Annotated in this window: 26 protein-coding genes; 20 read left to right on the top strand and 6 right to left on the bottom strand. The window is 52.3% G+C overall.

Going from position 1 to position 25,486, the window contains the following annotated elements; genetic code table 11:
- The first annotated feature begins 55 nt into the window (after positions 1-55).
- Positions 56-1,900: a hypothetical protein gene (locus ABC502_RS04700; RefSeq protein WP_345915031.1), complete on the top strand. Its 1,845-nt coding sequence runs from the start codon at positions 56-58 to the stop codon at positions 1,898-1,900.
- Positions 1,901-1,913: 13 nt separating this feature from the next.
- Here the strand turns inward: ABC502_RS04700 and ABC502_RS04695 are convergent, their stop codons facing one another.
- From ABC502_RS04695 to ABC502_RS04685, 3 genes are all read right to left on the bottom strand, one after another.
- Entirely contained in the window at positions 1,914-2,981 is a 1,068-nt protein-coding gene (locus ABC502_RS04695; protein WP_345915030.1) for a M48 family metallopeptidase, read from the bottom strand.
- The gene (locus tag ABC502_RS04690) at positions 2,981-4,042 is read right to left on the bottom strand and encodes a YjgN family protein (protein WP_330086451.1); all 1,062 of its coding nucleotides are present in this window, start codon (positions 4,040-4,042) and stop codon (positions 2,981-2,983) included. Before ABC502_RS04690 ends, ABC502_RS04695 begins: the two co-directional genes overlap by 1 nt.
- Before the next feature lie 139 nt (positions 4,043-4,181).
- Entirely contained in the window at positions 4,182-5,681 is a 1,500-nt protein-coding gene (locus ABC502_RS04685) for a carboxypeptidase (protein ID WP_345915029.1), read from the bottom strand.
- Positions 5,682-5,882: 201 nt separating this feature from the next.
- Between ABC502_RS04685 and ABC502_RS04680 the strand changes: the two genes are divergently transcribed.
- From ABC502_RS04680 to bfr (ABC502_RS04645), 8 genes are all read left to right on the top strand, one after another.
- Positions 5,883-8,024 carry a TonB-dependent receptor gene (locus ABC502_RS04680; protein ID WP_345915028.1) on the top strand — a complete coding sequence of 714 codons (2,142 nt, stop codon included), beginning with the start codon at positions 5,883-5,885 and terminating at the stop codon, positions 8,022-8,024.
- Positions 8,025-8,039: 15 nt separating this feature from the next.
- Complete coding sequence (locus ABC502_RS04675; protein WP_345915027.1) at positions 8,040-8,849, top strand: hypothetical protein; 810 nt, start codon at positions 8,040-8,042, stop codon at positions 8,847-8,849.
- Positions 8,839-9,987 (top strand): 2Fe-2S iron-sulfur cluster-binding protein, encoded by a 1,149-nt coding sequence (locus tag ABC502_RS04670; protein ID WP_345915026.1) that lies wholly within the window; start codon positions 8,839-8,841, stop codon positions 9,985-9,987. Before ABC502_RS04675 ends, ABC502_RS04670 begins: the two co-directional genes overlap by 11 nt.
- A gap of 87 nt (positions 9,988-10,074) precedes the next feature.
- Positions 10,075-10,818: an energy transducer TonB gene (locus ABC502_RS04665; RefSeq protein WP_345915025.1), complete on the top strand. Its 744-nt coding sequence runs from the start codon at positions 10,075-10,077 to the stop codon at positions 10,816-10,818.
- An 11-nt stretch (positions 10,819-10,829) separates the two neighbouring features.
- On the top strand, positions 10,830-11,546 hold the full coding sequence (locus ABC502_RS04660) for a MotA/TolQ/ExbB proton channel family protein (protein ID WP_345915023.1): 717 nt from the start codon (positions 10,830-10,832) through the stop codon (positions 11,544-11,546).
- 1 nt (position 11,547) lies between these two features.
- Entirely contained in the window at positions 11,548-11,955 is a 408-nt protein-coding gene (locus tag ABC502_RS04655) for a biopolymer transporter ExbD (RefSeq protein ID WP_345915022.1), read from the top strand.
- A gap of 118 nt (positions 11,956-12,073) precedes the next feature.
- Entirely contained in the window at positions 12,074-12,547 is a 474-nt protein-coding gene (gene bfr / locus ABC502_RS04650) for a bacterioferritin (RefSeq protein ID WP_330127955.1), read from the top strand.
- Complete coding sequence (gene bfr, locus ABC502_RS04645; RefSeq protein ID WP_330127956.1) at positions 12,547-13,014, top strand: bacterioferritin; 468 nt, start codon at positions 12,547-12,549, stop codon at positions 13,012-13,014. The genes bfr (ABC502_RS04650) and bfr (ABC502_RS04645) overlap by 1 nt, the downstream gene beginning before the upstream one ends.
- 97 nt (positions 13,015-13,111) lie before the next feature.
- Here bfr (ABC502_RS04645) and ABC502_RS04640 read toward each other — a convergent pair whose 3' ends face one another.
- Complete coding sequence (locus ABC502_RS04640; protein WP_345915020.1) at positions 13,112-14,002, bottom strand: hypothetical protein; 891 nt, start codon at positions 14,000-14,002, stop codon at positions 13,112-13,114.
- 241 nt (positions 14,003-14,243) lie between these two features.
- Positions 14,244-14,684 carry a hypothetical protein gene (locus ABC502_RS04635; RefSeq protein WP_345915019.1) on the bottom strand — a complete coding sequence of 147 codons (441 nt, stop codon included), beginning with the start codon at positions 14,682-14,684 and terminating at the stop codon, positions 14,244-14,246.
- A 100-nt stretch (positions 14,685-14,784) separates the two neighbouring features.
- Here ABC502_RS04635 and ABC502_RS04630 point away from each other — a divergent pair, with 100 nt between their 5' ends.
- The 5 genes from ABC502_RS04630 to ABC502_RS04610 all read left to right on the top strand — a co-directional run bounded on the left by ABC502_RS04630 (position 14,785) and on the right by ABC502_RS04610 (position 17,718).
- Positions 14,785-15,393: a superoxide dismutase gene (locus tag ABC502_RS04630; protein ID WP_330086460.1), complete on the top strand. Its 609-nt coding sequence runs from the start codon at positions 14,785-14,787 to the stop codon at positions 15,391-15,393.
- Between the two features lie 164 nt (positions 15,394-15,557).
- On the top strand, positions 15,558-16,445 hold the full coding sequence (locus ABC502_RS04625; RefSeq protein WP_345915018.1) for a ZIP family metal transporter: 888 nt from the start codon (positions 15,558-15,560) through the stop codon (positions 16,443-16,445).
- 92 nt (positions 16,446-16,537) lie between these two features.
- Positions 16,538-16,804 carry a type B 50S ribosomal protein L31 gene (locus ABC502_RS04620; RefSeq protein ID WP_330086462.1) on the top strand — a complete coding sequence of 89 codons (267 nt, stop codon included), beginning with the start codon at positions 16,538-16,540 and terminating at the stop codon, positions 16,802-16,804.
- Positions 16,804-16,929, top strand: coding sequence for a type B 50S ribosomal protein L36 (ykgO, locus tag ABC502_RS04615; RefSeq protein WP_330086463.1), 126 nt, complete (start codon positions 16,804-16,806; stop codon positions 16,927-16,929). The genes ABC502_RS04620 and ykgO overlap by 1 nt, the downstream gene beginning before the upstream one ends.
- Before the next feature lie 45 nt (positions 16,930-16,974).
- Complete coding sequence (locus ABC502_RS04610) at positions 16,975-17,718, top strand: ZIP family metal transporter (RefSeq protein ID WP_345915017.1); 744 nt, start codon at positions 16,975-16,977, stop codon at positions 17,716-17,718.
- A gap of 41 nt (positions 17,719-17,759) precedes the next feature.
- Here ABC502_RS04610 and ABC502_RS04605 read toward each other — a convergent pair whose 3' ends face one another.
- Positions 17,760-18,845: a linear amide C-N hydrolase gene (locus tag ABC502_RS04605; RefSeq protein ID WP_345915016.1), complete on the bottom strand. Its 1,086-nt coding sequence runs from the start codon at positions 18,843-18,845 to the stop codon at positions 17,760-17,762.
- A 173-nt stretch (positions 18,846-19,018) separates the two neighbouring features.
- Here ABC502_RS04605 and ABC502_RS04600 point away from each other — a divergent pair, with 173 nt between their 5' ends.
- From ABC502_RS04600 to ABC502_RS04575, 6 genes are all read left to right on the top strand, one after another.
- Positions 19,019-21,136, top strand: coding sequence for a TonB-dependent receptor (locus tag ABC502_RS04600; protein ID WP_345915015.1), 2,118 nt, complete (start codon positions 19,019-19,021; stop codon positions 21,134-21,136).
- Positions 21,137-21,160: 24 nt separating this feature from the next.
- Positions 21,161-22,597 (top strand): hypothetical protein, encoded by a 1,437-nt coding sequence (locus tag ABC502_RS04595; protein WP_345915014.1) that lies wholly within the window; start codon positions 21,161-21,163, stop codon positions 22,595-22,597.
- Between the two features lie 74 nt (positions 22,598-22,671).
- Positions 22,672-22,926 carry a type II toxin-antitoxin system Phd/YefM family antitoxin gene (locus ABC502_RS04590; RefSeq protein WP_330086468.1) on the top strand — a complete coding sequence of 85 codons (255 nt, stop codon included), beginning with the start codon at positions 22,672-22,674 and terminating at the stop codon, positions 22,924-22,926.
- On the top strand, positions 22,923-23,270 hold the full coding sequence (locus ABC502_RS04585; RefSeq protein WP_345915013.1) for a type II toxin-antitoxin system RelE/ParE family toxin: 348 nt from the start codon (positions 22,923-22,925) through the stop codon (positions 23,268-23,270). The genes ABC502_RS04590 and ABC502_RS04585 overlap by 4 nt, the downstream gene beginning before the upstream one ends.
- 217 nt (positions 23,271-23,487) lie before the next feature.
- The gene (locus tag ABC502_RS04580; protein WP_345915012.1) at positions 23,488-24,801 is read left to right on the top strand and encodes an ATP-binding protein; all 1,314 of its coding nucleotides are present in this window, start codon (positions 23,488-23,490) and stop codon (positions 24,799-24,801) included.
- Positions 24,798-25,361: a response regulator gene (locus ABC502_RS04575; protein WP_345915011.1), complete on the top strand. Its 564-nt coding sequence runs from the start codon at positions 24,798-24,800 to the stop codon at positions 25,359-25,361. The genes ABC502_RS04580 and ABC502_RS04575 overlap by 4 nt, the downstream gene beginning before the upstream one ends.
- The last annotated feature ends 125 nt before the right edge of the window (positions 25,362-25,486 follow it).

Genomic DNA, 25,486 nt, shown 5'->3' with positions numbered 1-25,486 from the left:
AATACACTCGGCCTGAATTAACTTGCTAAGCAAATATCCTTGGAATGGAAAATATATGCTCAATCGTTTAATAGCAATTTCGATGGTCGCTATAGTGTTGGTTGCCTGCGGAGGCTCGGGTGGTGATAACAGCCCAGGTACAGCCAATAATGCCCCGACCTTAGGTGGGCCTTTGGCATTTTCGGTCAATGCACAAGAACGGCTGGTAATGAACTACACTTTAACCGATCCAGAGAATGATCCAGTGACTGTCAACTTTACTCAGTTACCGGCCTGGGTGTCGCACCGTGTGGAAAACCAACAGCTCATAGTGACCGTTGAGCCGGATTTTTTTGATATTGGCGATACTCGTTTGTTGCTGACGCTGTCGGATGGTAAAGCACAGCGACAATACAACATTGATATTACCGTGAGCGACAATCCTGCACAGTGGCAAATGGTGTCAAAAAATAAGGAAAACTTCGTCGGCCAGTGGGATCTTGGTGGTTTCTTGCAGTTGCATTTGTATGCCAATCAGACTGGCTTTGCGGTCGATCAAGATGGTGAGAGCTTTCATCTGCAGTGGTTCTATCGTGAGCAAGGTTACGTAGAGATTTCCAGTACCCAACTGAACTGCACGAGTGACTGCTATGATTATCTTGAATTGTTTGTGATAGCAGAAAGAGATGATTTGCAATACTGGGGGCTGGAGTCAGACGATGAACTCCTGGCTCTGATGGCTCATCGTTATCAAGAATTACCCCAGTATGAAGGTAGCTATGTTTCGTCAACTCAATCTGTGGCCCAGGTATTGTCTTTTCCAACAGATAGTAAGGTGGTGGAATGGGAGCTGCCGGTTACCATCGGTTCAGCTGGCAGTAACCGAAGCTGGTTCCAGCGTTTCGAGCTGGAGGTCAATGATGACTTTAGTATTGCTGTGAGGCAACATGAAAAAAGCACCTCTCAGCTTCCTTTCTATAATCTTCAGTTTTATACCTCTGATCAGGTTACATTGCTCTCTTCATTGGAAGCAGTGACGCTGCTGCCGTCCGCAGAAAACATGTTGGTGATTGAATTTCAGATGAAGGTCGAACTGGCAGATCCAAGTATTGAGCCGGAACACTATGACGGTCTGTCTGAGTTATTGGGTAGGGGTAATACCCATACAATTACGTTGTTGCAGGCGAGCCCAGCTGAGGTTCCTGCTCTTCAGTTCGGCAGTCCTTATGTTTCCGGATTTCGTTTTGAACAAGCAATGCCCGAGCACAACTTCTTATTTGGTGGTAATGAGGTTATTTTTCACAGCAATCAGCAAGGTGTCGCTCATTTTTACATTCCCGGTATTGAGCTGACCAATGAAGTTCCTTTTAGCTGGCGCACCGAGCAAGACCACTTGTTCATTGAATTGGCAGGCCGTGAATACAGTTATTACTTTCTTCGAACGCCGACGAATGGTGTTAGTTTGGTTGCAGAAAATGGGGTGTATTATCCCTTTGTTCACAGCGAGACAAATCAAACGGTGTCTTTAGCCGGTAGTTATTTAGTGGAGTCCACAAACTTTCAATTTGATCATTCGCGCATGTACCATACTTTCTATGATGATTACAAAGCCATGCTATTTGGAAGTTATTCGCAGGGCTCTGCCAACTACCTGTGGCGAAAAGAAGACAATGGAAGTGTAACCACTCTTTTTGCCACCAACTGTGCGCTATGGTGGATGAGCTTTACCGATTGTGAGTCGTATCTGAAGCAGTTGCAGCTTGATGGAATAGCAACCTGGCTGCAATACCGAAATTATCAGTTAATTGCTGAAGATGAGCAATCCATTGTGGTCCAGTTAAACTACTATCATGATAACTTGTCGTCAAAGCAGTCTTACCAAAGCATTCAGCGTTGGCTGAAAATCCCTGCTGCTCAGTGACGGCAGGGATTCTTCACTTCACAGGCTGCGTTTGCTGATAAAGCTGCGCAGCCTTACGAGCTTCCTCAATCCGCTCGGCTGTTGCCGGGTGGGTACTCAGGTACTTGAGCAACTGCTCGGATTGTCCGCTATCGCCGTGTTGTTCAGCAAATACAGCCATGGCTTCGGCGAAGGCTTCAGGGGAGCGCCCCATAGCCACCAGGCTGGTATAGGCAAATTGGTCGGCTTCGCGCTCCATATCCCGGGAAAAAGCATTCTGCAGCATGCCTGAGCCTGCCCCGAGAATTAACTCACTCAGAGCCTCGGCATCACCAAAAAATACACCAAAGACCAAGGCAGCTCCAAGTGATTGCGCCACCAGGCGCATACTGTGTTGTTCTTCAACATGACCGATTTCATGCAACAGAATGGCCAGTAGGGCGTCAGGCTTGTTTTTGAGTAACTCCACCAGAGCATCTGTCATAACCACTGTGCCATCTGGTAGTGCAAACGCATTAGCACCTAAGAAAGTGGACTGGTAAAAATGCAGCTGGTACCCATCGTATGTCAGCTCCAGGCTGTGCAGAGCTTCTTGCCAGAGTGCTTGCAGCTCTTCCTGTTGCTCTTCGGACAAGGTACTTGGTTGTAAGATGGTTTTTTGTAAAGCATAGAAGGTTTGCTGACCCATTTGCTGACGGACTTGGTCTGGCACAAAGGGGACCATGGCGCTGGCCATGGCTGGCATTGCTACAGTGACCAGCAACCAGAGCGCCAGAGGGGCCAGAATAACGGCACTGAGAATACTCAGACGGTTGCTTTCCAGCCAGGCTGCAAGGCGAAAGTGAGCCGCCTGCTGCGGCCAGCGAAAGCTGGCATCATCCGGCCGGAAAATACCGCCATCAGTCAGCTCAAGCTCCACCGGTAGGCCTGGAATAATGGAGGCAAAGTGATAGTCTTCAGCAGCACACTCATACAACAGGTGCTCAGTATTTTGCTGGAAGACTTTTAAGCTGCCATCGTCTGCCAGCACGGCTGTCGCCGGGAACAAAGTGCTTTGTCCCGGCTTTTGGAAGTGGCCAGCTACAGCTTGATCACCGCGCATCAGGCCAACGAGATATCAACATCGAACAAACCAGCAGCTTCTTCACCGAATGCTGCCGTCTGTTGTTGTACGGTATCCACCAATTGATCAATGCCAGGTTGCAGCGTTAGGCTGGTAGCATTGGCCAGATAAGCCGTTTTGCGTACTCGGGCCCAAGGATAGGCTAAACCGAAGGTGCACAGGATTGCCAGTAAGTTACTGACAGTGAGCCAGAGGTAAGGCATGACCTGCATCTTGGATGCAAAACTTGCTGTATCTGGCAATACAGTGCGGCTAAACAAGTGATTGCGAATCATGCATTTGTAAATAGCGCCACTTAGCATCAGGATCAGCCAATACAACAGAATAATACCAAACACCAGCACCATGGCCCATTCAGCTCCAAAACTAAAAGGAAACAGGAAGGCAATCACAAAGCCCAGTATAACAGCGGTCATGATCACACCAGTGACTACTGCCATAATAATAAGAACGGCGGCATAGTAGGTTCCGGCATCATTGTTCACTTGCAGCCGTTTACCACCATAGCTGATATTGCTGTGCAAATACTGGTCAATACGTTTCAGCACCCAGGGCATCAACAGATAAAGGGTAAAGATCGACAATATCGGCAACAGCAGGAAGTTAATAAAGGCATCGGCATAGCTGCCATGAAAATCAAAACGAACATTGCGGTAACTGGTCATTCGCATGGAAAAGCGCATGCTAAGTACGATCAAAAAGGGCATAAGAAACATTAAGCCTAGTGCCATCAGTAAGCCAGCAATAGGAGCAACAGCAGACAGAATGAAATAACTGGCAAACAGGGCGACAGCAATCAATCTGCCTTTTAAGATTTGCAGGGGTTTGGCCAGATAGCGGAATGGCTGGTCTTCAATACGGGTATGGCCATAAAAGTATTGATTGGTTCTGACTTTGGCCCAAGCGCTGTAGATACCAAGTGTGAGAATGCTCAGCAAAATGTTCACAATCCAAATACCAAAAAACTCGCCAGCTTTGCCGGAGAACTCAACCTGAGCATGACGGCTTTGTTCGATTATGGGGGAGGTACTGCTTTCCATAGGACTGCTTCCTTGTTGCTGCAATGTAAAAAGAAGTATTATAACCGAACAGTAGGGGGTTACAGCAAGGAGTTTTTGTTCACGTGGCTTTGTTTAAAATAGACCCAAAGCTCACCTAATGGTGAGCTTTGGGTAGTTGCTAGTACCTCGCTGCCTGGTCTTCCGCCGGCAGTGCGGCGCGGATAAAGTTGCGCAAATCATCGTTGGACTTTTTCAAATCCTCGTAGCGCAGGTACATCATATGGCCGCTGCGGTAGCCGGCAAAGTGCAGCCGGTCGCGCATTTTGCTGCTGGGATCCAGTTGCCACATGCTGTACTTGGCATCAAAGTAGTTGGTGGCGCCATCGTAGTAACCCGCTTGAAACAACACTTGCAGATACGGGTTTTGCGCCATGGCCTGGCGCAGATTGTCACCGGTGTTGTCGTTGGTTCTGTCCCAAGGGTGCACCGGGCCGAACATGTTGTACTTGATGTCGGTGACGTAGTTCAGATCGTTGCGAATGTAGTGGTTGATGGCCGGGGTGAACGAGTGCAACCAGGATGTCAGCTCTGCCCAGTAATCCGGTCGCTCGCCAACTTCTTTCTTATCAATGCCTAAGTAGCGGGAGTCCAGCCGGCCGACGGTTTTACCCTGCTCGCGTAGCAAATCTTTCCAGAAAAAGGCGGTGTCGATATCCAGGTTGCTGCCGAGCACCGACTGCAAGGACAAGCCAGAATAGCGGGCTACCTGCTCGGCAATGCGTTGTTTTTCGGCATCCTCGATAAAGGCACCCTTGGCCAGCGCCGGCAGGTACTGATTCAGGGTGAAGTCTTCCACTTCTGGCAATAACTCATACAAGTCGCGCTGCTGCAGATCCGCTGGCAGCACGCCATGGTACCAAGCGGTAGCCGCGAAGTAAGGCAGGCGGTTGGCGGCTTTCACCGGTCCCTGACGGTCGATGCCCATATCAGTTGGTGACACCAAAATGACGCCATTTAAGTACATCCATTGACGGTTTTGCAACTCCAGCGCCAGGCCCGCCACCCGGGTGGTGCCATAGCTTTCACCAATCAGAAATTTCGGTGACGTCCAGCGATTGTGACGGGTGACAAAGGTGTTGATCCATTCGGCCAGGTAGCTGACATCGGCATTCACGCCGAAGAACATCTCACGCTGTTTCTCCCGGGATAACAGTTCGCCCTGGCTATTGGGTACCACCCGTGAATAGCCGGTATTGACTGGATTGACAAATACAATATCCGCCACATCCAGCACCGAGTAGGGGTTGGTTGTTACGCCATAAGGCTGCACCGGGTAGCCTTCGGTATCAATGTTTAACACTTTTGGTCCGGTGTAGGCCACATGCATCCAGACCGAGGCTGAGCCCGGGCCGCCATTGAATGAAATCATCAAAGGCCGTCTGCCGACATCGGACACATCGGTACGGCGGTAGTAGGTGTAAAACAAGGTGGCTACCGGCTCGCCCTGTTCATCCCAGACTGGCTGGGTACCGGTTAAAGCACTGTACTGCACCCGCTGGCCGTTAATACGGGTTTGATGTTTGGTTTCCACCGCCTGATCAATCTCGATCTGACGGCTGTTGGCGTAACTATAGCTGCTGCTAACCAGCAGACAGAGCAGGATAAGCGGACGAAGCATACTGTTTATTCGAATAGCAATAGGTTGTTGCATTTAAGCGGAAAAAAACAACTAGTACCAGAGTCCTGCGGCTAATAACGGTTGGGTACGATAAACCTCATCACCTTCCCTTAAATGGGTATCTTTACTGCTAGCTATTGCCTCTGGTTTTATGCGTATTATAATGCAAATCATTCTTATTTTGTTTTGTCTGGGGTGACTGTGCGTTTGTCGTACTTGGTGTGTAGTTTAGGGCTTGGAGCTTTGCTCGGGGCAGGTTGGTCTCATGCCGCCAGTGTGGAGTTAGGGCGGGTGTTGGTACTGGCTGAAGGATTAAGTCAAGAGGAAGAGCGACAACTGAATCCTGTTGCCAAACAGATTATTGATCGTACCGAACTGGACAAGTTCGATGATCAGACCGTTGGGCAGGTTCTGCGAAGAGTAGTTGGTATCAGCTACTCGGGGCCACCCGGAGTGGTAAAGGATGTGCGGATGCGGGGGATGGATAAAGGCTACACCCAGCTTTTAATTGATGGCGAGCCGGTGCTGGGCACTGCTGGTAAGGAACAACTGCAAGTGGATCGGTTACCGGCCGCTCTGATAGAGCGTATTGAAATCATGCGAAACCCAACGGCGGATGTCGAGCTGGCCGGTGTGGGAGGCACCATCAATATCGTGCTACGTAAAGCTCCAGAGCAACGTTTGGCAAGCTACCGTCTTGGTGCCGGCGTGCAAGGTGATGGCCGGAGCGGTGAGCTGGGTTTGCTCTTTGGCAATCGCAGTTCGGATTTTGGCTGGTTGCTAAACGCATCGGCTCAGCGCCGGCTGGAGCGACTGGAAGATGAACGCCGTCAGCTCAATGCGGATGGCAGTTTACGTCAGCGACAAACCGAGCAAAAGCCGGCTGATATTGATGAGTACAGTCTGGCGCCCCGTTTTGACTGGCAGATCACTGAGCAGTGGCAACTGGAAGTTGATCCTTATCTTTCCTGGACCCGTGAAGACAAGGAAAAAGCCAAACAGGAGTATCGGGCAAATGGAGCTTTGCATAAAGCTGAACAGGAACAGGAAGAGCGGGATCGGCTGCTGAGTCGCTTGCGCCTTGGTTTAGTGCACCAGCACGAGGCAGGGCATCGTACCCGGCTGCGTCTCAGCAGTCAGTATGGTCGTGAAGATAAAGACAAGTGGAAGCAAGAGTTTGATGGCCAGGGCCAGCTGAGTAAAAATGAAGCTGAGTGGGAAGAGAAACGTGAACGTGAGCACAGCTTGCGCTTGGTGCATGAACGAGCACAACAAGGGCTGCATCGTTGGCGGTTTGGTGCCGATGTTCGTGAGCTGGATCGTGATGGCATCAAAGAAAAAGCGCGTGATGGTATTCACTTTGAACCAGACAAAAGTGAAACTCTGGATGAGCGTTATTACGCCCTGTGGCTGGATGATGAAATCCAGTTGCATGAACAGCACATCCTCACTTTGGGGGCGCGCTATGAGCAATCCAGACGGCGTCAGGACTTTGACCCGGTCGCCAATAAACCCAGCGTATTTAGCCCAAGCGCTCATTACCAGTGGTGGCTGGGCGAGCAGACGATAGTACGTTCCAGTATCGCCCGCACAGTGCGGTTGCCGAAGCTGGGCGATATCAGCTCAATGGTTGAAGAAAAAGACGGTGACATTTTTAAACCGGATAAATCCGGTAACCCTGAACTTCGGGCCGAGCGGGCAACCGGACTTGAGCTGGGGCTGGAGCATTACCTGGCGGCTAAACAGGGCTTGGTGGTGATCAATGCCTTTCAGCGACGGATCACTGATTTGATTGAAAAAACCACCCGCCTGGACAGCAGTACAGGGCGCTATATTGAACGACCGGATAATGTAGGTAATGCCAGCTTGTATGGACTGGAGCTGGAAGGCCGCTATGCGCTGGATGCGCATGGTTTACCAGGCTTGCAACTGAGCGCCAACTACAGCCGTTTGTATTCGAAGGTTGATTTAAAAAATGATCAGCCAGAGCGTCGCATGAAAGATCAGCCAAAATTTACCGCAAACCTAGGTATGGATTATCAGTGGTCACCACAGCTGAGCTTTGGTGTGGCCTTCAATTATCTGGCGGCAACCGTGGAAGACGAAGTACCGGATGGCAAGCTGAAAATAAAGCGTGAAAGCGCAAAGCGCTTGCTGGATGCTTACCTGGCTTATGACTTTGGTAGCGGTTACCGGTTAAGGCTCAGCGGTAGCAACTTGCTGCAGGATACTAAGTCAAGAACGGAGCAACAATTTAACCTGGATGGCAGCTTGGATCGCATTGAGCTGCGTGATGAAATGCCAAAACGCCTGGTCGCACTTAGTTTCGAAGGTCGATTTTAAGCCGAAGGAGGCCATATGAAGCTTCGTTTTAATGCCAGACAATGGCACAGCTGGATCAGTCTGATTTTGGCCGTACCGATGTTTTTGGTCGGCATCACAGCCGTATTACTGGCCCACGATAAGTCCCTGGGGCTGAAAGATCGTCCGGTTTCCGTCGGTTGGTTGCCCGGCTACAGCGAGCTGGCGATCCGGTACGAGCAGCAGTCTGTGCGTGCCTTGCATGTGCAAGCGGATGGCGCCTTACTGCTGGGCACCAAACAGGGCGTGTACCGGTTAAAGTCGGAGCAGTTGCAGCCACTGGGTGCCAACTATCAGGGCGAAATGCGGGCGTTTGCTGAATGGCAGGGCCAGTTATTTGGTGCGGCCAAAGATGGCATCTGGCGCTATGAGCCCGGTGGTGATCAATGGAAGCGACAGCTTAAAGGGGACTTTCATGCCTTAACGCTTAACGGTGGGGAAGTATTGGCCAGCGATAAAGACGGCCAGGGCTACCGGTTGGACTCTCGAGGTTGGCAAGCCGCTACCCCCTGGCAACAGGGGATGGCAGCTTTACCGGTGCAGGCTGTAGAGCAGGTGACTCTAGGAAAACTGGTGAAGGATATTCATACCGGCAAAGCTTTTACCGGTGCGCGCTATGAGTGGGTGTTTATCGATGTGGTGGGCTTTGTGTTGGTATTCTTGTCTTTGACAGGAGTGTTTTTATGGTGGCGAAACCAACGCCGGCAACAGCAACTGCAACAGCCGCGACCTGAACCTAAACCAGAAAAAACCGGAATAACCGAGCCAGTCCTTACAGGGACGGAACAGCCGCTGCATGATCACTGAAGCTTTGCTGTGGCTGTTGCTGTTGTTTTCTGTTGCGGCTCTGTTGGTGCTGTTGTACTGGACACTGCATGGATTGGCCTGTTGGTTGCCACGCATCTGGCAAGGCTTGCAAAAGCAACCTTTACGGCTGCAAGTGGTTAGCCGGCAGGATGTCAGTGATGATCTTTTTTTGTTGCAACTCAAAGCTGCAGGCTGGCGGCGTTATACCGGCAGCTTACCAGCTTTTCGGCCTGGGCAATATCTGACGTTGCTGTTGCCCGCAGCACAACAGGCGCAACTGAAGCGCGCCTACTCACTGGCGGCATGGCAGGCACGGCCTTTTAGTTACCAGTTGGGTATTAAGCGTGAACCGGGCGGTCGCGGCTCTGGCTGGTTGCATGCGGAGGTTCAACCAGGCGTGCGTTTGCTGGCACAGCGGCCACAGGGGCACTTTGTATTGCGGCACGCCGAACAGCCGGTGGTACTGCTGGCAGGGGGTATTGGTATCACGCCACTGCGTGCCATGTTGCACCGGTTACAACGATTGACCAGGCCGCCACGAACCTTGCTGTGTTACGGCGCTCGTAACCAGCGGTCCTTATTGTATTGGCAGGAATTTGAGCTGCTAACGAAAACGACAGACTGGTTTGAGTTTTATCCGCTGCTAAGCCAGCCAGACGCTTGCTGGCATGGTCTGACCGGCCGATTATCCGCCTCACAGGTGCTGGCCTGGCTGGGTGAGGATGCGCAGCAGGCGCACTACTATTGCTGTGCCAGCAATGCCATGATGGACGAAATTTTCCAGGGATTGACGGCGGCAGGTATTCCGGGCGAGCGCTTGCATCGCGAAGCATTTGCTGTGGCTGCCAATCTGGATCAGCAGCCGTATCCGGTTTCTGTGCAGGGTCATACCTATGAGTTTTCGGGACAATCCAGTTTATTGCATGCGCTGGAAGCATGGAATCTACCCGTTGAAGGGGACTGCCGGGCTGGCGATTGTGGTCTTTGCGCCATGCGCCTGCAGCAAGGGCAGGTGCGCTGGCTGTTACCCGATGTTGCGGCAAAAGTTCCGCCACAGCAGATCCTTTGTTGTTGCACGGTACCTGCGTCACCGATCGCCCTAGCGTTTTGCTCCGGTTCACCCGGCGGGAACGGATAAGCATGCTGGTAGAATCGGTTTGCTTGTGTTAATGATAATTGATATCATTCGCATCTAATTTACTCTCATTTCTACCTGGAGTCATCCATGACAGCTGTTGCTTGTCTGCCTGAGTTTACTGTCTGGGCAGAGGATAGCAAACCTATGGTTATGCAGGCACAAGGTCCAACCCGCAGGAGCGATGTTGGCCTGGTGCTGCTGGTGCTGCTGGGGCACCTGCTGGTGTTGCTGGCTGTTGGTCAGGTGGGTACAGCGCAGCCGATAGTGCAAGCTCCAGTGCTGCAGGGGGCTTTGGTTCAGGCCGCAGCGGCCGTGCAACCTGAACCTGTGGCGGAGCAGGTCCCTTTGCCTGAGCCGAAGCCTGCAGAGCCTGCGCCAGAGCCAGAGCCTGTATCAGAGCCGTTGCCGGTAAAAGACGGGCAATTGGCGTCTGTTCCAAAGCCGCTACCAGAGCAACCAGCATTCGATCCCGTTGTCAAAGAGCATGCAGAACAGCCTCCTGAACCGGTCGCTCAGCCGCAAGAGCCGGCACCGCCCGCCAGTGCCCCGGTCACGGCACCCAGAGCCGATGCCAGCCATCTAAACAATCCTGCGCCGGCTTATCCCATGCTGTCACGCCGGCTCAGGGAACAAGGCACCGTATTGCTGGAGCTGTTGATCGAAGCCGATGGCCAGATCAGTGAGCTGGCCGTGCTGCAAAGCAGCGGCTTTCCAAGGCTGGATCAGGCTGCACTGGAGGCAGTAAAGCAGTGGCGCTTTGAACCAGCCCGGCAAGGGGATACCGCTATTGCCTATCGTTACCAGCAACCCATAACCTTTCAATTGCACTAGCAGGAGCATCCATGGACAGCACCTCAATGAGTTTTTCCAATCTTTGGTTGTATGGCGATCCCCTTAGCCGGGCAGTGATGCTGTTGCTGTTGCTGATGTCGCTGGTAAGTTGGAGTGTGCTGGTGATCCGGGGCTATCATCTGTGGCGTCTGCATCAGCCGGGCCAGGCTGCGATGCAGCGCTTCTGGCATTGCCAGAGTTTTGTTGATGGGCTAACGGTGCTGCAGCAACAGGGTTCGGATAATCCATACCAACGCCTGGCGCTGGAAGGAGCCGATGCAGTGGAACACCATCGGTTGCATACCTCTGATCTGCACGGCCACCTGCCGCTGACCGATTGGTTAAGCGCTTGCTTACGTGGCAGCATCGAGAACTCGATGGAAGGGTTGAACCGGGGGCTAGCTATTCTTGCCTCGGTGGCCGCCACGGCACCCTTTCTGGGGCTGTTTGGCACGGTCTGGGGCATTTATCAGGCTTTGATCAGCATCAGTGCATCCGGTCAGGTGGCACTGGATAAAATTGCCGGCCCGGTCGGGGAAGCACTATTGACCACGGCAGCCGGCCTGGTGGTCGCTATTCCGGCCTTGTTGGGGTACAACGCTTTAAGCCGCGCAAATCGTGGCGTGCACAGCAAGTTGAACCGCTTTGCTCATCAGTTGCATGCCTATTTTCTGACCGGCGCAGCCCCGCTGCAGCGCAAACAAACACAGTTACGAGAGGTGCGCTAACATGGCTTTTGGAGGCGGCCTGGAGCCGCAACAGGACATGATGACCGAGCTGAATATGACCCCTTTGGTGGATGTGATGCTGGTGCTGCTGATCCTATTCATGATCACCATGCCGTTACTGACCCAGGCGGTAGTGGTGAATCTGCCAACGGCCAGCGAACAACCTGTGCAGACAGATCCTGAGGTAGTGGTGTTGTCGGTGGATAAAGATGGCTTATGGTACTGGCAACAGGATTTGGTTACCGAGCAGCAAATGCAACAGCGCTTGCTGCAAGCGGCTGCTCAGCAGCCGGTCCTGCATCTGCAAGGCGATAAAGATGTGCCCTATCAGCATATGGTGCGTTTAATGGCGCTGGTGCAACAAGCAGGGATTGAGCAGCTTGGCTTTGTGACGGTACCTGCAGATTGAAAATACATCCTAAAGACGAATCATTATCAATGCTATCCTGTTGATGGTAAAGCATTTTTTTGTTTTTATTTCCGTTTTAGGCTATGCTTAGTACCCGTTTAAATTTTCGGAGTTTGCTATGCAAGGCCATCCGCAGGTGTTGGCGCAACTGAATCAGTTGCTTACCACCGAATTAACCTCGATTAATCAGTACTTTTTGCATGCCCGCATGTACAAAAACTGGGGCTTAAAAGGCCTGAACGATGCGTGCTACAAAAAATCCATTCTGGATATGAAGCAATCCGACAGCCTGATTGAGCGCATTCTGTTTTTGGAAGGGCTGCCGAACCTGCAAGCATTGGGCAAACTGAATATTGGTGAAGCGACCGAGGAAATGCTGCAATGCGATATGGACTTTCAGTTGCAACAAGTGCCGCAACTCAAGCAAGCCATAGCGCTGTGTGAGCAGCATCAGGATTATGTCAGCCGTGACCTGCTGACCGAGATGCTGGAAGATGAAGAAGAGTACATCGACTGGCTGGAAACCCAGCAGCACCAAATCAGCAGTATGGGGCTGTCCAACTACCTGCAACTGCAGACAGGAGGTGATTAATGCAGGGCAAGCAAGTCATTATTGACGCATTGAATACCTTACTGGCCAATGAACTCAGTGCGATGGATCAGTACTTTATCCATTCGCGCATGTACCAGGACTGGGGCCTTCAGAAGCTGTATCAGCGCATCGACCATGAATTCGACGATGAAAAAGGCCATGCCGCTGCTTTGATTGAGCGTATTTTGTTTTTGGAAGGGGTACCGGATCTGAGCAAACGCGATGGCATCAAGGTGGGCAAAGATGTCCCCGAAATGCTGCAAAACGATCTGGATGTGGAATACCGGGTGGATGCCTTACTCAAAGATACCATGGCGTTGTGCGAGAAAGAGCAGGATTACGTCACTCGCAGCATCTTGCAACAGCTGCTGGATGACACCGAAAACGACCACGCCTACTGGCTGGAACAACAGCTGCGCCTGATCAAACTGCTGGGCCTTCCCAATTACCTGCAATCGCAAAGTTAAATTTAATCGAAGCCCGGATGCTATGTAGTGTAAAATACCAGCGCCGGGTTTATTGCGATGTGGGATGAATTCATGGCTTTTGAGACGGATAAACTTATCAGGCAAGAAGAAAGTTGATAAATACCAGAATATTGGTAATCACAAGACCTTGACCAATACGCAGCATGATTTCACAGTTTGCAGCTTTTGCATCTGCAGTATACTTTCCCACTAACAGCCAATATTGCAGCATGAATAATACTGGTAGCATAGAAATCCCGCGGATGTCTTTTGCTATAACCCAGTCCATTCTCTCTGAGTTGGTAGTCAAGTTATTGTAGATATGCGGTAGCAACATAAAAAACAAAAAAACCGTCAGTACTGGCCAGTGCAGTAGGCCTAGCACAATAAACCATCCAATTTTCCGTTTCGACCATAAAGAGTTGTCACCCTCAGCGATTTTCTGCCTGTCTAAGGCTGTGTCCTGCTTATGCGAAGGATTGGGTTTGATCATGAAGACTTGACGAATGCTACATTGGTCATAACATAGTACACCTCGATCCGGCATTAAGAATAATCGCCAATCCAATCCTTCACTGGTCGTTGCTGTAGCTTCGATCACAGAGCTAGGTAATCTGTAATCAGGGAAAATGTTTTGCAAAAAATGGGCATGCAGTGCTTTACGCTCGCCTTGTTTTAGTCTGCGTCCTGTGAGCCGTGTAAAGTATACTGGCTGCTCTAGCTTAGTGGTCGCATGTTTTGGTTGCGCTGCGTAGGCGTAAAAGGGAGCGTTTAATATGTTCAACCAACTGGATGTAGAACGAGGCTCCAGACGGTGCCCGTACTCACTACAGGTTAAATAGAGCTTTCGTTGTAGGACACTATGTCGAACTGCAGTGATTGCTTCTGAGGGAAGTACAGCACATTGTGCTGACGCTGGTTCTGCATACACCAAAGCGGCAAAACTCCCCAGAATAAAGGCAACCCCGTACATCAAGGCGATTTTCATATTTCTCATCATCCGTGTTTAAAAAATCCATATGTTTGTAAAGTGGGTAGCTTACTGAAAAAAGGTGTAGGCGCAATCAGAATATGCATACAGCTAAGTATTCGGGAACTAACTTGCTGGTATCAATCGCATAAGACAATCACAAACAGTGAGTTCAACCGCACTTAGGATAGCAGTTTTAGGGCATGGCAGACCAGCCGTAGGGGAGAGCTACGATGGTTTGCTCGATGGTAAATAGTTGCTAATGCAAGCTTGTACTGGCGGCACTCACCCAATTTTGGGCGCGCTGCGGTGTGACTGACTCGGTACTTGCGGCTTGATGGGTATACAGCAGTTGTCGCAGCCGGCAGGACTCACGCAGCAAAGCTACGGTTGCCGGATGGCTGCTACAAAGCAGAGATTGTAACTGCTGAAAATCCCGTAAAGCCCTGTTCAGCAGTGTACTGCAACGTTTTATGCGCCCCTGGCGGTAGTAGGTATCGGCCAGATTCTGCACTGCAATGGATAAACAAATGATGCCAAGAGCAGCACCCTGCGCGGGTTGTTGCAGCAACATCGGTAAGTGATGACGCAACAGTAGAATGCTGTGCAGATAAAAGTGGCTGGCACTTTGCCAGCGTTGCTGAGCAAATTCATGATTGCCCATGCGTTGTAATGTTTTCCAGTCTTGAATCAAATCCATAACCACCTCCACAAATTTTCTAACCAGCATGCCTTGCAATTCAATTTAATGCAAATGATAATGATTATCAGTTTGCTGTTGCTCTACTTTGGAGAATCTTATGGTCTTTGAACTACCTGCTTTACCTTACGCTTATGATGCACTCGAGCCTTACGTTGATACCCTTACCATGCAAATTCATCATCAGCGCCATCATCAAACCTACGTCAATGGCTTAAACCAGGCGCTGTCTGACACCGATTATCAGGATTGGCCTTTGACCAAACTTTTGCAACGGATCCAGGAGTTGCCGCCTGAGCTGCAAACGGCAGTTCGTAATCATGGTGGCGGTCATGCCAATCACTCCTTGTTCTGGCAGGTGATGTCACCGCAAGGCGGCGGCGAACCAACGGGGGATCTGGCCAAAGCGATTCAATGCGATTTTGATGGCTTTCATATTTTCAAACAACAGTTTACCCAGGCAGCACTCAGTCGTTTTGGCAGTGGCTGGGCCTGGTTGGTGATCAATGATCTTGGCCGGTTGGAAGTGACCAGCACTGCCAATCAGGACAGCCCCTGGATGGATGGGCAGATCCCTATTCTGGGGTTGGATGTATGGGAGCATGCTTATTATTTGAAGTACCAGAATAAAAGACCCGAGTACATTGACGCCTTTTATCAGGTAATCCACTGGTCGGAAGTTGCCAGACGCTTTACCGCGCATGAGTAAACAGCCCAGGCAATGTTCTAGGTTTAAATCAATTTATATGGCTCATCTTAATCCATTAAAGCGAACGCCATCATCGATTTAAATTGAGAACAATTCTCATTTGATTTTGATCCTGAGCCGCTTTTTCATCCTATAATAAAGTGAATGACTTTTCGGAGAGAGCAATGAACACTGCCAGCCTGGCCAAATTTAGCAAACTAAACCCAAGGAAACTGCTGGGTTGGGCTATTTTATTGTTAGGTGCTGGTTATGGCTTGCAGCAACTGGCTGTTCTTATGGAGCAGCAGGAACATGTTCGTTATGCATTCTATGCCGGTATGGCGGCGGCGGCAGCCACCGCCTTAGGTGCTATTCCAGCCTTGTTCTCCCGTCGTCTCTCCGCCCGTTTGCATGCAGCTATGTTGGGTTTTGGGGGCGGGGTCATGTTGGCAGCCAGTATTTTTTCGCTGATTGTGCCAGCACTGGCGCTGTTTGAAAGCAGTACTCAAAGCTGGCAAGGGCCCTTGCAAGTGGCTGCAGCTATTCTGATGGGGGCTTTGCTGATGCTGGCACTGGAACGCAGTGTGCCGCATGAACACTTTATTAAAGGAGCCGAAGGCCATCAGGCATTGGCATTAAAGCGTAGCTGGTTGTTCGTAATCGCTATTATTCTGCACAATATTCCGGAAGGACTGGCCATTGGTGTCGCTTATGCCAGTGGCGATGCAGTAGGCGCTTCGGCGCTGGCGACCGGTATCTCTTTGCAAAATGTACCGGAAGGCTTTGTGGTGGCCATGGCGTTACTTGCTGTAGGTTACAGCCGGTTGGTGGCCTTGAGCGTTGGTATGTTATCTGGCCTGGTGGAGCCCATCATGGCGGTGACCGGCGCCATTGTGATGACCAACCCGATGCTGCTGCCCTGGGGCCTGGCGATGGCGGCAGGTGCGATGTTGTTTGTGATTAGCCATGAAATGATCCCGGAGTCGCACCGTCAGGGTCATGAAATGGCCGCCACCAATGGTTTGATGTTGGGCTTTGTGTTGATGCTGGTGCTGGATACCGCACTGGGATAATAAATTAATTTGTGATACTATCACAAATTAATTGAAATTAGGAATCATTCGCAATAAAATGCGATCTCTATTGTTGAACGCTAGGAGATCGCATGAAACCCAATATCCATCCTGAGTACCGTCAGGTACTGTTTCACGATATGGCAGCCGATGCCTATTTTTTGGTAGGCTCCACCATTCAAACCGAGCGCACCAAAACCTGGAGTGACGGCAACACCTATCCATATGTGCCGCTGGATGTGTCCAGCGCCTCGCACCCCTTTTACACCGGCAAGCAGAAGCAAATCAGCAGCGAAGGCCGGATGGCAAACTTCGGCAAAAAGTTTGGTCGTTTTTTGGCAACTAAAGGAGATGCCTGATGAAAGTGTTGTCGTCGTTGAAGTCGGCTAAAAATCGCCACCCGGACTGTCAGATCGTCAAGCGGCGCGGCAAAGTCTTTGTTATTTGCAAAAGCAATCCGCGTTTTAAAGCACGGCAAGGTTAAAGTACGCTAGACTCACTGTGATAATATCACACTTTAGGAGTTGCTATGTTGTGGCAATTGATGTTGGCCGCATCCTTGGTGGTGTTGGTAGCAGTGTTTGGGGGAGTATTGTTGCTGCTGGCACGCCCCTGGCTGAAGTGGCTACAGCCTTTGTTGTTGTGCCTGGCTATTGGTGTCTTACTGGGCAGTGCTTTTTTGCATCTGATCCCGGAAGCGTTAGAGCTCTCAGCCTCATCGCAGCCGGTGATGCTGGCAGTCCTGTTTGGCTTCTTGTTGTTCCATGGGCTGGAGCAGGGATTGCACTGGCACCGCCATGAGCTGCCAACGCAGGAAGAAAAACTGCCGGCCTATGCCCGGATGAATCTGCTGGGCGATGGCCTGCACAATGCGGTCGATGGCATTCTGATAGGCGCCAGCTTTCTGGTCGATCCGGCGCTGGGCTGGGCCACCACGCTGGCGGTGGTATGGCATGAACTGCCGAAGGAATTGTCGGATGTGGCCATCCTGCTGCATGGCGGTGCCAGTTTTAAGCGTGCCATCGCATTAAATGCGCTGTGCAGCCTGCCGGTGTTTGCCGGCGCTTTGTTGCTCTATCTTGCAGGCCAATGGCTGGTACTGCCACTGGCGGCGCTATTGGCCATCACAGCAGGTGGTTTCTTATACATTGCCTTGATCGATCTCTATCCGCTGCTAAAAGGCTTGTGGCAACAACGGCTGCTGTCACAGCATCTGGCCTTGTTTACGGGTATTGGTTTGATGTTGGGCTTTGTGCTGTTGGAAGGGCATTAAAGCCGGCTGCAGCCTGTACAGCCGGCTTTGATTGGAGCAGATCAGAAGGTCAGGCCATGAAACTGAAAGGGTTTGGCCTCTGAAAATTTGGCCGAAGTTTCACCGGCATACACCTGATTGGCATCGGCGCGCAGCACTTTGACCGGGGCATTTTCACTAAAATCCAGTTTCGTCAGGTCGACCCAAAAGGTATTGGGCGTCAGCGCGGTTTCAAAGAAATAACGCAAATGCTTGTGATCGGCCACTACCCGCCATTGGGTGGTGGATAAATTGGGGTAGCCTTCAATCTGATAGCCATAGGGTACCGAGGTATTGCGGATCACGCTAAAGACGCTGGCGGTAGCGATGTGAGGATCGCTGGTTTGCGGAATGCTGTGGATGTAGTAGTGCGCCCGCACAAAACGATCCGGGGCTTTCACCGTACCCGGTAAAAACTGATTACCCGGAATGCTGTCCCAGTACTTTTGAATGGCCAGTTGCTGCTGATACGGCGGATCATTGGTCATCACCACGTAGGATGGGTCATGGTGGATCACCAGCTTGCCTTCGATGTACTCGAAAATGGCGTTATCGCCGCTTGGATCCGACAACGATAAATGGATGGTGGTCATTCTATCGGTGCCTGGGATCACGTCGGTCACCACCACAAAGTCTTCCCGGCCAAGCGCGGCTACCGCTTCGGCGACGGTAGCGAAGTTATCCAGCGCATACTGTGCCCACAGCGAAATGGCCAGACCGGGCTTATCACCTTGTGGGCTAAAAGTTGGGTATTCGGACTCCACCAGCCACAGCATATTGGCCACCAGGCCTTTTTCGTTCATGCCATCCGAAGTGGCAATATCCCAGGAGCTGACCGCCAGGCTACCGTATTTGGCAGTCCAGCGCACCGAGTTAGCACCCACTTCGCCCTGTCGCTCGATGCCGCGCGGAAAGACCCAGAGATTGGCTGGTATTGGCATGGAAAAATCCATGCTTCGCCCGGTCAGAATGGTCTGTTCCGGACCCTTGTACATCACCCGGGTGCAGGCCTCTGCCTGCTGGCTGGTGATAGCGAAGGTCAGACTGGCGGCTAGCAGCAGGCTACTTATTTTATTCAGCGAAAAGCTTTTATTCAGCGAAAAGCGCATCGGTTCCATCTCCATGGTTACTTTGGGATAAGCATCTTGCTTAGTCTAGTCAGGCCACACTGTTTTGACCAGATTTACCTCTATTTAACCTGAGCAGTACTGCGACATTATGTCGCATCCCCGCAGCAGCTTGCCTCTGGTAGAGTAAATCAAATCAATTCAAAGGTTTATTCATGATTTCTAATATTTGCTTGGCACTTATGGCCATGAGTACAGCTGCCTCAGACACGCCTACCAAGGGAGCGGCTGCACCGGATGGTGTTGAAGTGATGGTAGTGACCAGCAGCCGTCAGGCGCAGGCACTAACCAACCTGGCGGAATCGGTCGCTGTGTTGGGTGAAGACAGCATCCAGAATGTCAGCCCCGGCCACCCGGCTGAGCTGTTAAACCGGGTATCCGGGGTGCATGTGAATGACTTGGGTGGTGAAGGCCATATGACCGCTATTCGCCAGCCTATCACCACCGGCGGGGATTACCTGTTTTTGGAAGATGGCCTGCCAACCCGGCCAACCGGCTTTTTTAACCACAATGGGTTGTATGAAATTGATATGCCAAATTCCGGCCGGGTGGAAGTGACCAAGGGGCCGGGCTCTGCGCTCTATGGCAGCGATGCCATTGGCGGCATTTTTAATATTCTGACCCCAGAGCCGACCGATCAGCTCAGTGGCCGGCTGCAAGCCGAGCTTGGCAGCGACGGCTGGCAACGTGGCCTGATGGCCGTGAGCGGTGCTTTGAATGCACAGCACCGGGCCCGGCTGCAACTGAATCGCACCCAAAGCGATGGCTTTCGGGAAGAAGCCGATTATCAGCGTTTTTCCAGTAGCCTGCGGCTGGACAGTGACCTCACACCGCAGCTGCAACTTAAAACCCTGGCCAGTTTTGGCAGCATTGACCAAAGTGGCACCTCGGGCTTAAACCAGGCTGATTTTACCAGTAATCCGCGCAAAAACCGCTTTCATGGCGATATGGGCGCGCGCGATGTGCAGGCGTTTCGGTTCTCGACGGAACTGCGTTATCAGCTGTCCGATCGCAGCGAATGGATGTTGACACCCTTTTACCGCAACAACCGCTCGGATCTGATGCCCAGTTGGATGCTGACCTATGATCCGGTGCTGCAATCCACCCGTTTTTCCTCCTATGGGCTACTGACACAGTTCTCGCAGCAGGCGTCAGCGGACTTCAACTGGACAGCCGGGTTGGATCTGGACGTGACACCTGCCACCTTCCGCGAGCAGCAAATCAGCATCGTGATGCAGGAGGATATTTTTGTTGATTACCAGCAAACCGGGCGAACCAATTACCACTACGATGCGGATCAAACCAGCATCTCGCCCTATGCGCAGTTGCAATGGTTTGCCTCCGAGCAATGGATCCTGAGTCTGGGCGCGCGGTACGATTGGTTTGAAGTCGATTACACCGATCGGCTGGATCCGTCGGTGCCACAGCAAGTAGGGCGTACTACCTGGCTTCGGCCTGAGTCGCAGCGTATTCGCTACCAGCAGCTGAGTCCCAAATTCGGCGTTGTTTACAAGCTGGCCCAGAATCAGCAGCTCTATGCCAATCGCCGGCATGCCTTTCGGGTGCCTTCGGTCGGGCAGGTGTTTCGCCCGGGTTCCAGTCAGGATACCACCGAGCTAAAACCGGTCACTGCCATCAATCATGAATTAGGCTGGCGGGCGCAGCTGGATGGGCTGCGACTGGATGCCAGTGTCTACGATTTGCAAATCAAAGACGATGTGGTCAGTTACATTGATGGCAACACCCGCAAGGTGATCAATGCCGGCCAAACCTCGCATCGGGGGCTGGAGCTGATGGCCAGCTGGCAACTCAGCGACGCCTGGACGTGGAACCTCAGTGGCACCTTTACCCGGCAAAAGTACCGTGATTTTCAGTATTTATTTAGCTGCTTTCCGCCGGCCTGTGTGCCTGCTATCAACGAAACCCGCAACTTTGCTGGCTTTGAGGTGGGCAAAGCGCCGCGTCAGCTTTGGCAAAGCAGCCTGAGTTACCAGCCACTCAGCATTGAGGGGCTCTGGCTGGAGCTGGAATGGCAGCAGGTTGGTCGCTACTACACCGATGAGACCAACACCAATACCTACCCTGGGCATGATCTGTTCAACCTGCGGGCGCGCTATCAAATTGGCGAACACTGGCAGCTGGCCATTCGGCTAATGAACCTGACTGATAAGACCTATTCCAGCCTGACCAGCAACCAGGTAGGCTCGACCGACATCGACTACCGGCCCGGTATGCCGCGCAGCGTTTTTGTGTCGGCGACCTGGCAATTTTAGGCTGTATAGAGTGAGGATGTAGCCATGACCACATCAAACGCAATACGTACCAGTCAGTTGGTGCGCTGGCACCGTGTACTGCTCTGGTTGGGTGGCATCACTTTGCTGCTGTTTGCGCTAACCGGGGTGTCGCATCCCATTATGAGTTGGACCGGCCCGCAGGCCGTTACTATGCGACCGCCGACACTCAGTTTGAGCGAAGCCGAGCTGAACCAAGCCATGCAGCGGTTGCAGCAAGCCAATCTGCCCGCTCAGTCGCTGGTGAAGCTGGTGCCCTATCAGCAGCAGGTGCTGTTGCAGCTGACCCCGGATTTGCAAAGCCCACGCCAGTACCTGAGCTTGCATGATGAAGATAGTGCCATCAGCGATCAGCAGATGGCTATTTGGCTGGCCAGTCATTACAGCGGTTTGGATGAAAGCCAGGTGCGCAGCAGCCGGTTGCAAACCGAGTTTGACAGCGCCTACCCGTCGGTCAATCGCTTATTGCCGGTGTGGCAGGTCGATTTTGACTCCGGGCTTAGCCTGTATGTGCATACCGAAACTCTGAGCCTGGCGGGCATTACCAATCGCTATAAAACCAACTTGCAGGCGCTGTTTCGCCAGTTTCACAGCTGGCAATGGCTGGATGGGGTGCCCATCATCAAAGCCCTGGTGATGACGCTGTTGCTGGGCAGTGCCTTGTTGCTGGTGCTGACTGGTGGCTGGCTGTTGCTTCGACTGCCGTTTAAGGCAAAACGTCGCGGCCTGCGCCGCTGGCATTATCTGTTGTCCTGGGGATTATTGCTGCCGGTGACGCTGTATTTGCTGACTGGCATCTACCATTTTGCCTACAAGTACGTAAAGCCCGAGACACTGGGCTTAACGGCCAGCAGCGCTCAGCCATTACCAGAGCATTGGCAGCTGCCGGCAGGCGTGTTGCCGACCGATGCTGTGCTAAACAGTGCCAGTCTGGTACAGGGGCCCGCTTCGCACTGGTACTGGCGCTTATCACTGCACAATGCCGCACAGCAGGCCGATCGCCACAGCCGCTTTGCCGGTCAGGCATCAGAGCGCGGGGCGCTCTTTATTCCGCTGCTGTCGGATGCACCGGCGCTGGACGATGCTTCCTATGCGCAGCTATTGGCGGAGCGCTTTATTGGGCTAACCCCCGAAGCGATATCCGGACAACAGCTGGTGCAGCGTTTTGGGCCGGATTACGATTTTCGCAACAAGCGCCTGCCGGTCTGGCAGCTTGATTATGCGAAGGGGCGGATTTTTGTCGACAGTGCCAGTGGTCAACTGGTCGAGCAACAAAGCCGCAGCAGCCGCTATGAGCGTTACAGCTTTTCCTTTGTGCACAAATGGGGCATTTTGCAGCCCTGGCTGGGGCGCGATGGCCGCGATAGGGTGGTGGTTGGCATGATGGCACTGGTGTTGCTGCTGGCCGGCATGGGTTTTGCGATGCGGCTTAGACGGCGTTAATCTTGCTCAGAGCCAGGTAATAGGCTATAAATAGTCCATTAAAAGACTACTTAGAGCCTATGGCCGGATTTGCAATGCGTATTGAAACCATCAGTTACATCAAACAGCATGCTGCCAAGCTGGAACTCGAAGAGCCGATTGTGGTGACGCAAGGTGGTAAAGCGGTGTATCGGATAGAGTCTGAAGCCAGCGCCCGCCTGCGGGATGAAGGCATTGCCTTGCTAAAGTTGATGAACCTGGCCGAGCGCGATATCCGTGATGGTCATACCTTAACGCTGGATGAAAGCCTGCAGCAGTTGCGCCAAGCGCTGAGCGGAGCGTCAGAATGACGCAACTGGTGGTGACCCGACTGGCGCACCAGACCTTGTTGATGCTAACCCGCTATATGACCGAGTTTCTGGGTGCCGAGCAAGCGCTGTCATTGGCAGAGCAATTGCTTGGGTACTGTAAAGAGCGGTTAGACCCAGGGCAAATGGGCCCTGGGCCGTTGCAGTTTCCACTTTGCTATGAGCTGGAGCGGTTGGGGGTGACCGACTACCGACAAATCACGGTCGATAAATACAAAATCCTCTATCGCTACGATGCCGATAAGGATACCGCTTTTGTGATGGCTTTTTTACGGCAAAAACAAAGCGCTCAGCAACTGCTGATTGCATACAGTTTGTTGCCCTGACGTCCTGTTACTCATGCTGGCTGCGATACGACTCATGGTATTCCCTTAACTGCGAACTCTTAATTGCGATGCGATCAGCTGCGACACTATGTCGCATGGTGCTTTTGGGCGGCAGCCGTTATCCTTATTGCAGACTTTTCCACTGCAGTGCGATAGTCTGTGATGACATTTTGCAACGGCTGCCTGGCAGCCGTCTTTTTTGTGGAACCTGTGTGTCATGCTTTCCCTGACTGTTCTTGAACCGCAGCACCAATTGCGTCAGTTGGCCCGCTTTCGTTGGGGGGTGATTGGCTTTATTGCACTGGCGATGCTGGCTGCCTGGTTGCTGCATTACCCGGTTAGCTCCTGGCCTTTGCTGTTGCTCTTACTGGCCCTTTTTGCTGCTTCCAATCTATTGCTGCCTGTACTACCCAATGCCAGCCATTACAGCATGCGCTTGTATGCGCTCTATGCATTGGCAGATATTGTGTTGTTGTGCTGTATGCTGCTGTTAAGCGGTGGGGTCAGCAATGGCCTGGTCGCACTGTTGCTGTTGCCGGTGGCAATGGCTTCGGTGCTGTTGCCTGGCCGTTTGTGTTATCTGGTGGCGTTAATTGCAGTTCTGTCGTATACCTTGTTGCTGCAGCTGGGTGATCTCAGTGCGCTGTCAACTGCCGGCCCCTGGTTGGAGCTGCAGCCGGAAAACGCAGCCACCCCAGCGCATGCGCATCATGGCACTGGACATGGCGTTGGACATGGTAGTTTTGATCAGCATCTGCTGCAAATGTGGTGGGCCTTTGCACTTTCTGCCGGTTTGATCAGCTGGTTTATCAGTGCTCAGGCCCGGCAAATTCGCAAGCAAGCCAGAGTGCTGAACCAGTTGCAGCAACAACAGCTGCGACAGGAGCAGATGTTGGCTCTGGCCACCTTTGCTGCTAATGCCGCCCATGATTTAGCTACGCCGATCCAAACCATGGCATTGATTGCCGACGAGCTTCAGGTCGACGCCACTCAGGCTGAACAGTGGCAGGACTTGCAACAACAACTGCAGCGTTGTCAGCATCTGGTGCAGCAGCTGCGTCAGGATGCCGGTAGTTTACGTCAGCCGCAGCAAGCCGAACCGGTATTGCAACTGACCGAGCAAACGGTACAGCGTTGGCTGGCCAGCCGGCCCGATATTGAAGCCGACTGTCAGTTTGACAGTGATGCCACTGATTTTTTACTGGCCGAGCCGCAAAGCCTGGCGGCGGCCTTGCTGAATATTCTGGATAACGCCGCTGATGCTAGCCTGGCGCGGCAACAACCCAAGCTTTCAATTGCTTGCCAGCTCAGCGAACAAGGCTGCAGCATCCGCATCCGCGATTATGGCGAGGGCTTTTCCGAGCAACGCTTGCAGGAGCTGGGGCATTTGCCACAGCTTAGTAGTCAGGGCCTTGGCATCGGTCAGTTTCTGGCCAATGCCAGCATCGAGCGATTAGGCGGTAAGGTCGTCCGCAGTAATCTGGCCGATGGCGGGCTCACCTGCATTGAGCTGCCAAGGAATCCGGTATGAATGAGTCGCAGCGCATCAAGCTGGTGCTGGTCGATGACGATGCGGTGCTGCTGCGCACCCTGGCACGACGTTTTGAGCAAACCGGTGCCAGCGTGGTGACTTTTGCCGAGCCCTGCACCAGCGCCCAACTGATTACCGAGCAAGCCGATGGCTATCTGCTGGATTTGCGTTTTGCCAGCCAGTCTGGCCTGAGTTTTGTCGAGCCGCTGCGTACAGCGCTTCCCAACTGCCGGATTGTGCTGCTAACCGGCTATGGCAGCATCGCCAATGCAGTTCAGGCCGTGAAATTAGGTGCCGACGACTACCTGACCAAGCCGGTCGATTTTCAGCAGTTACGCCAAGTACTTTGCGGCCGGAATTTGCCTGCGGAGGCAGGCCTGCAGGCAGCTGACCCCCCCGACAACCAGACAGCGTCCAGTCTGCTCAGCCCTGATCAGCTGGAATGGGAACATATCCAACGGGTACTGACCGAACAGGATGGCAATATCTCGCAAACTGCCCGGGTGCTGGGCATGCATCGCCGTACTTTGCAGCGTAAGTTGCTAAAACGCCGCCCTTAACCGCTGTATTGGCTTTGTTCATCTTGTTTTAATCTATTCGCTGTGTTCTGTTCATCCAGTTGCAGGTTTTCCCTTCATGCCTCAGCAGTAAAGTAGTGCGTGTCCGGTGTGACTGCACCCTTCAC

This window comes from Alkalimonas sp. NCh-2 (assembly GCF_039631345.1).
GTDB classification, from domain to species: domain Bacteria; phylum Pseudomonadota; class Gammaproteobacteria; order Enterobacterales; family Alteromonadaceae; genus Alkalimonas; species Alkalimonas mucilaginosa.
The sequence above is the reverse complement of the archived record's forward strand: the minus strand, read 5'-3'. Positions and strand labels throughout refer to the sequence as shown.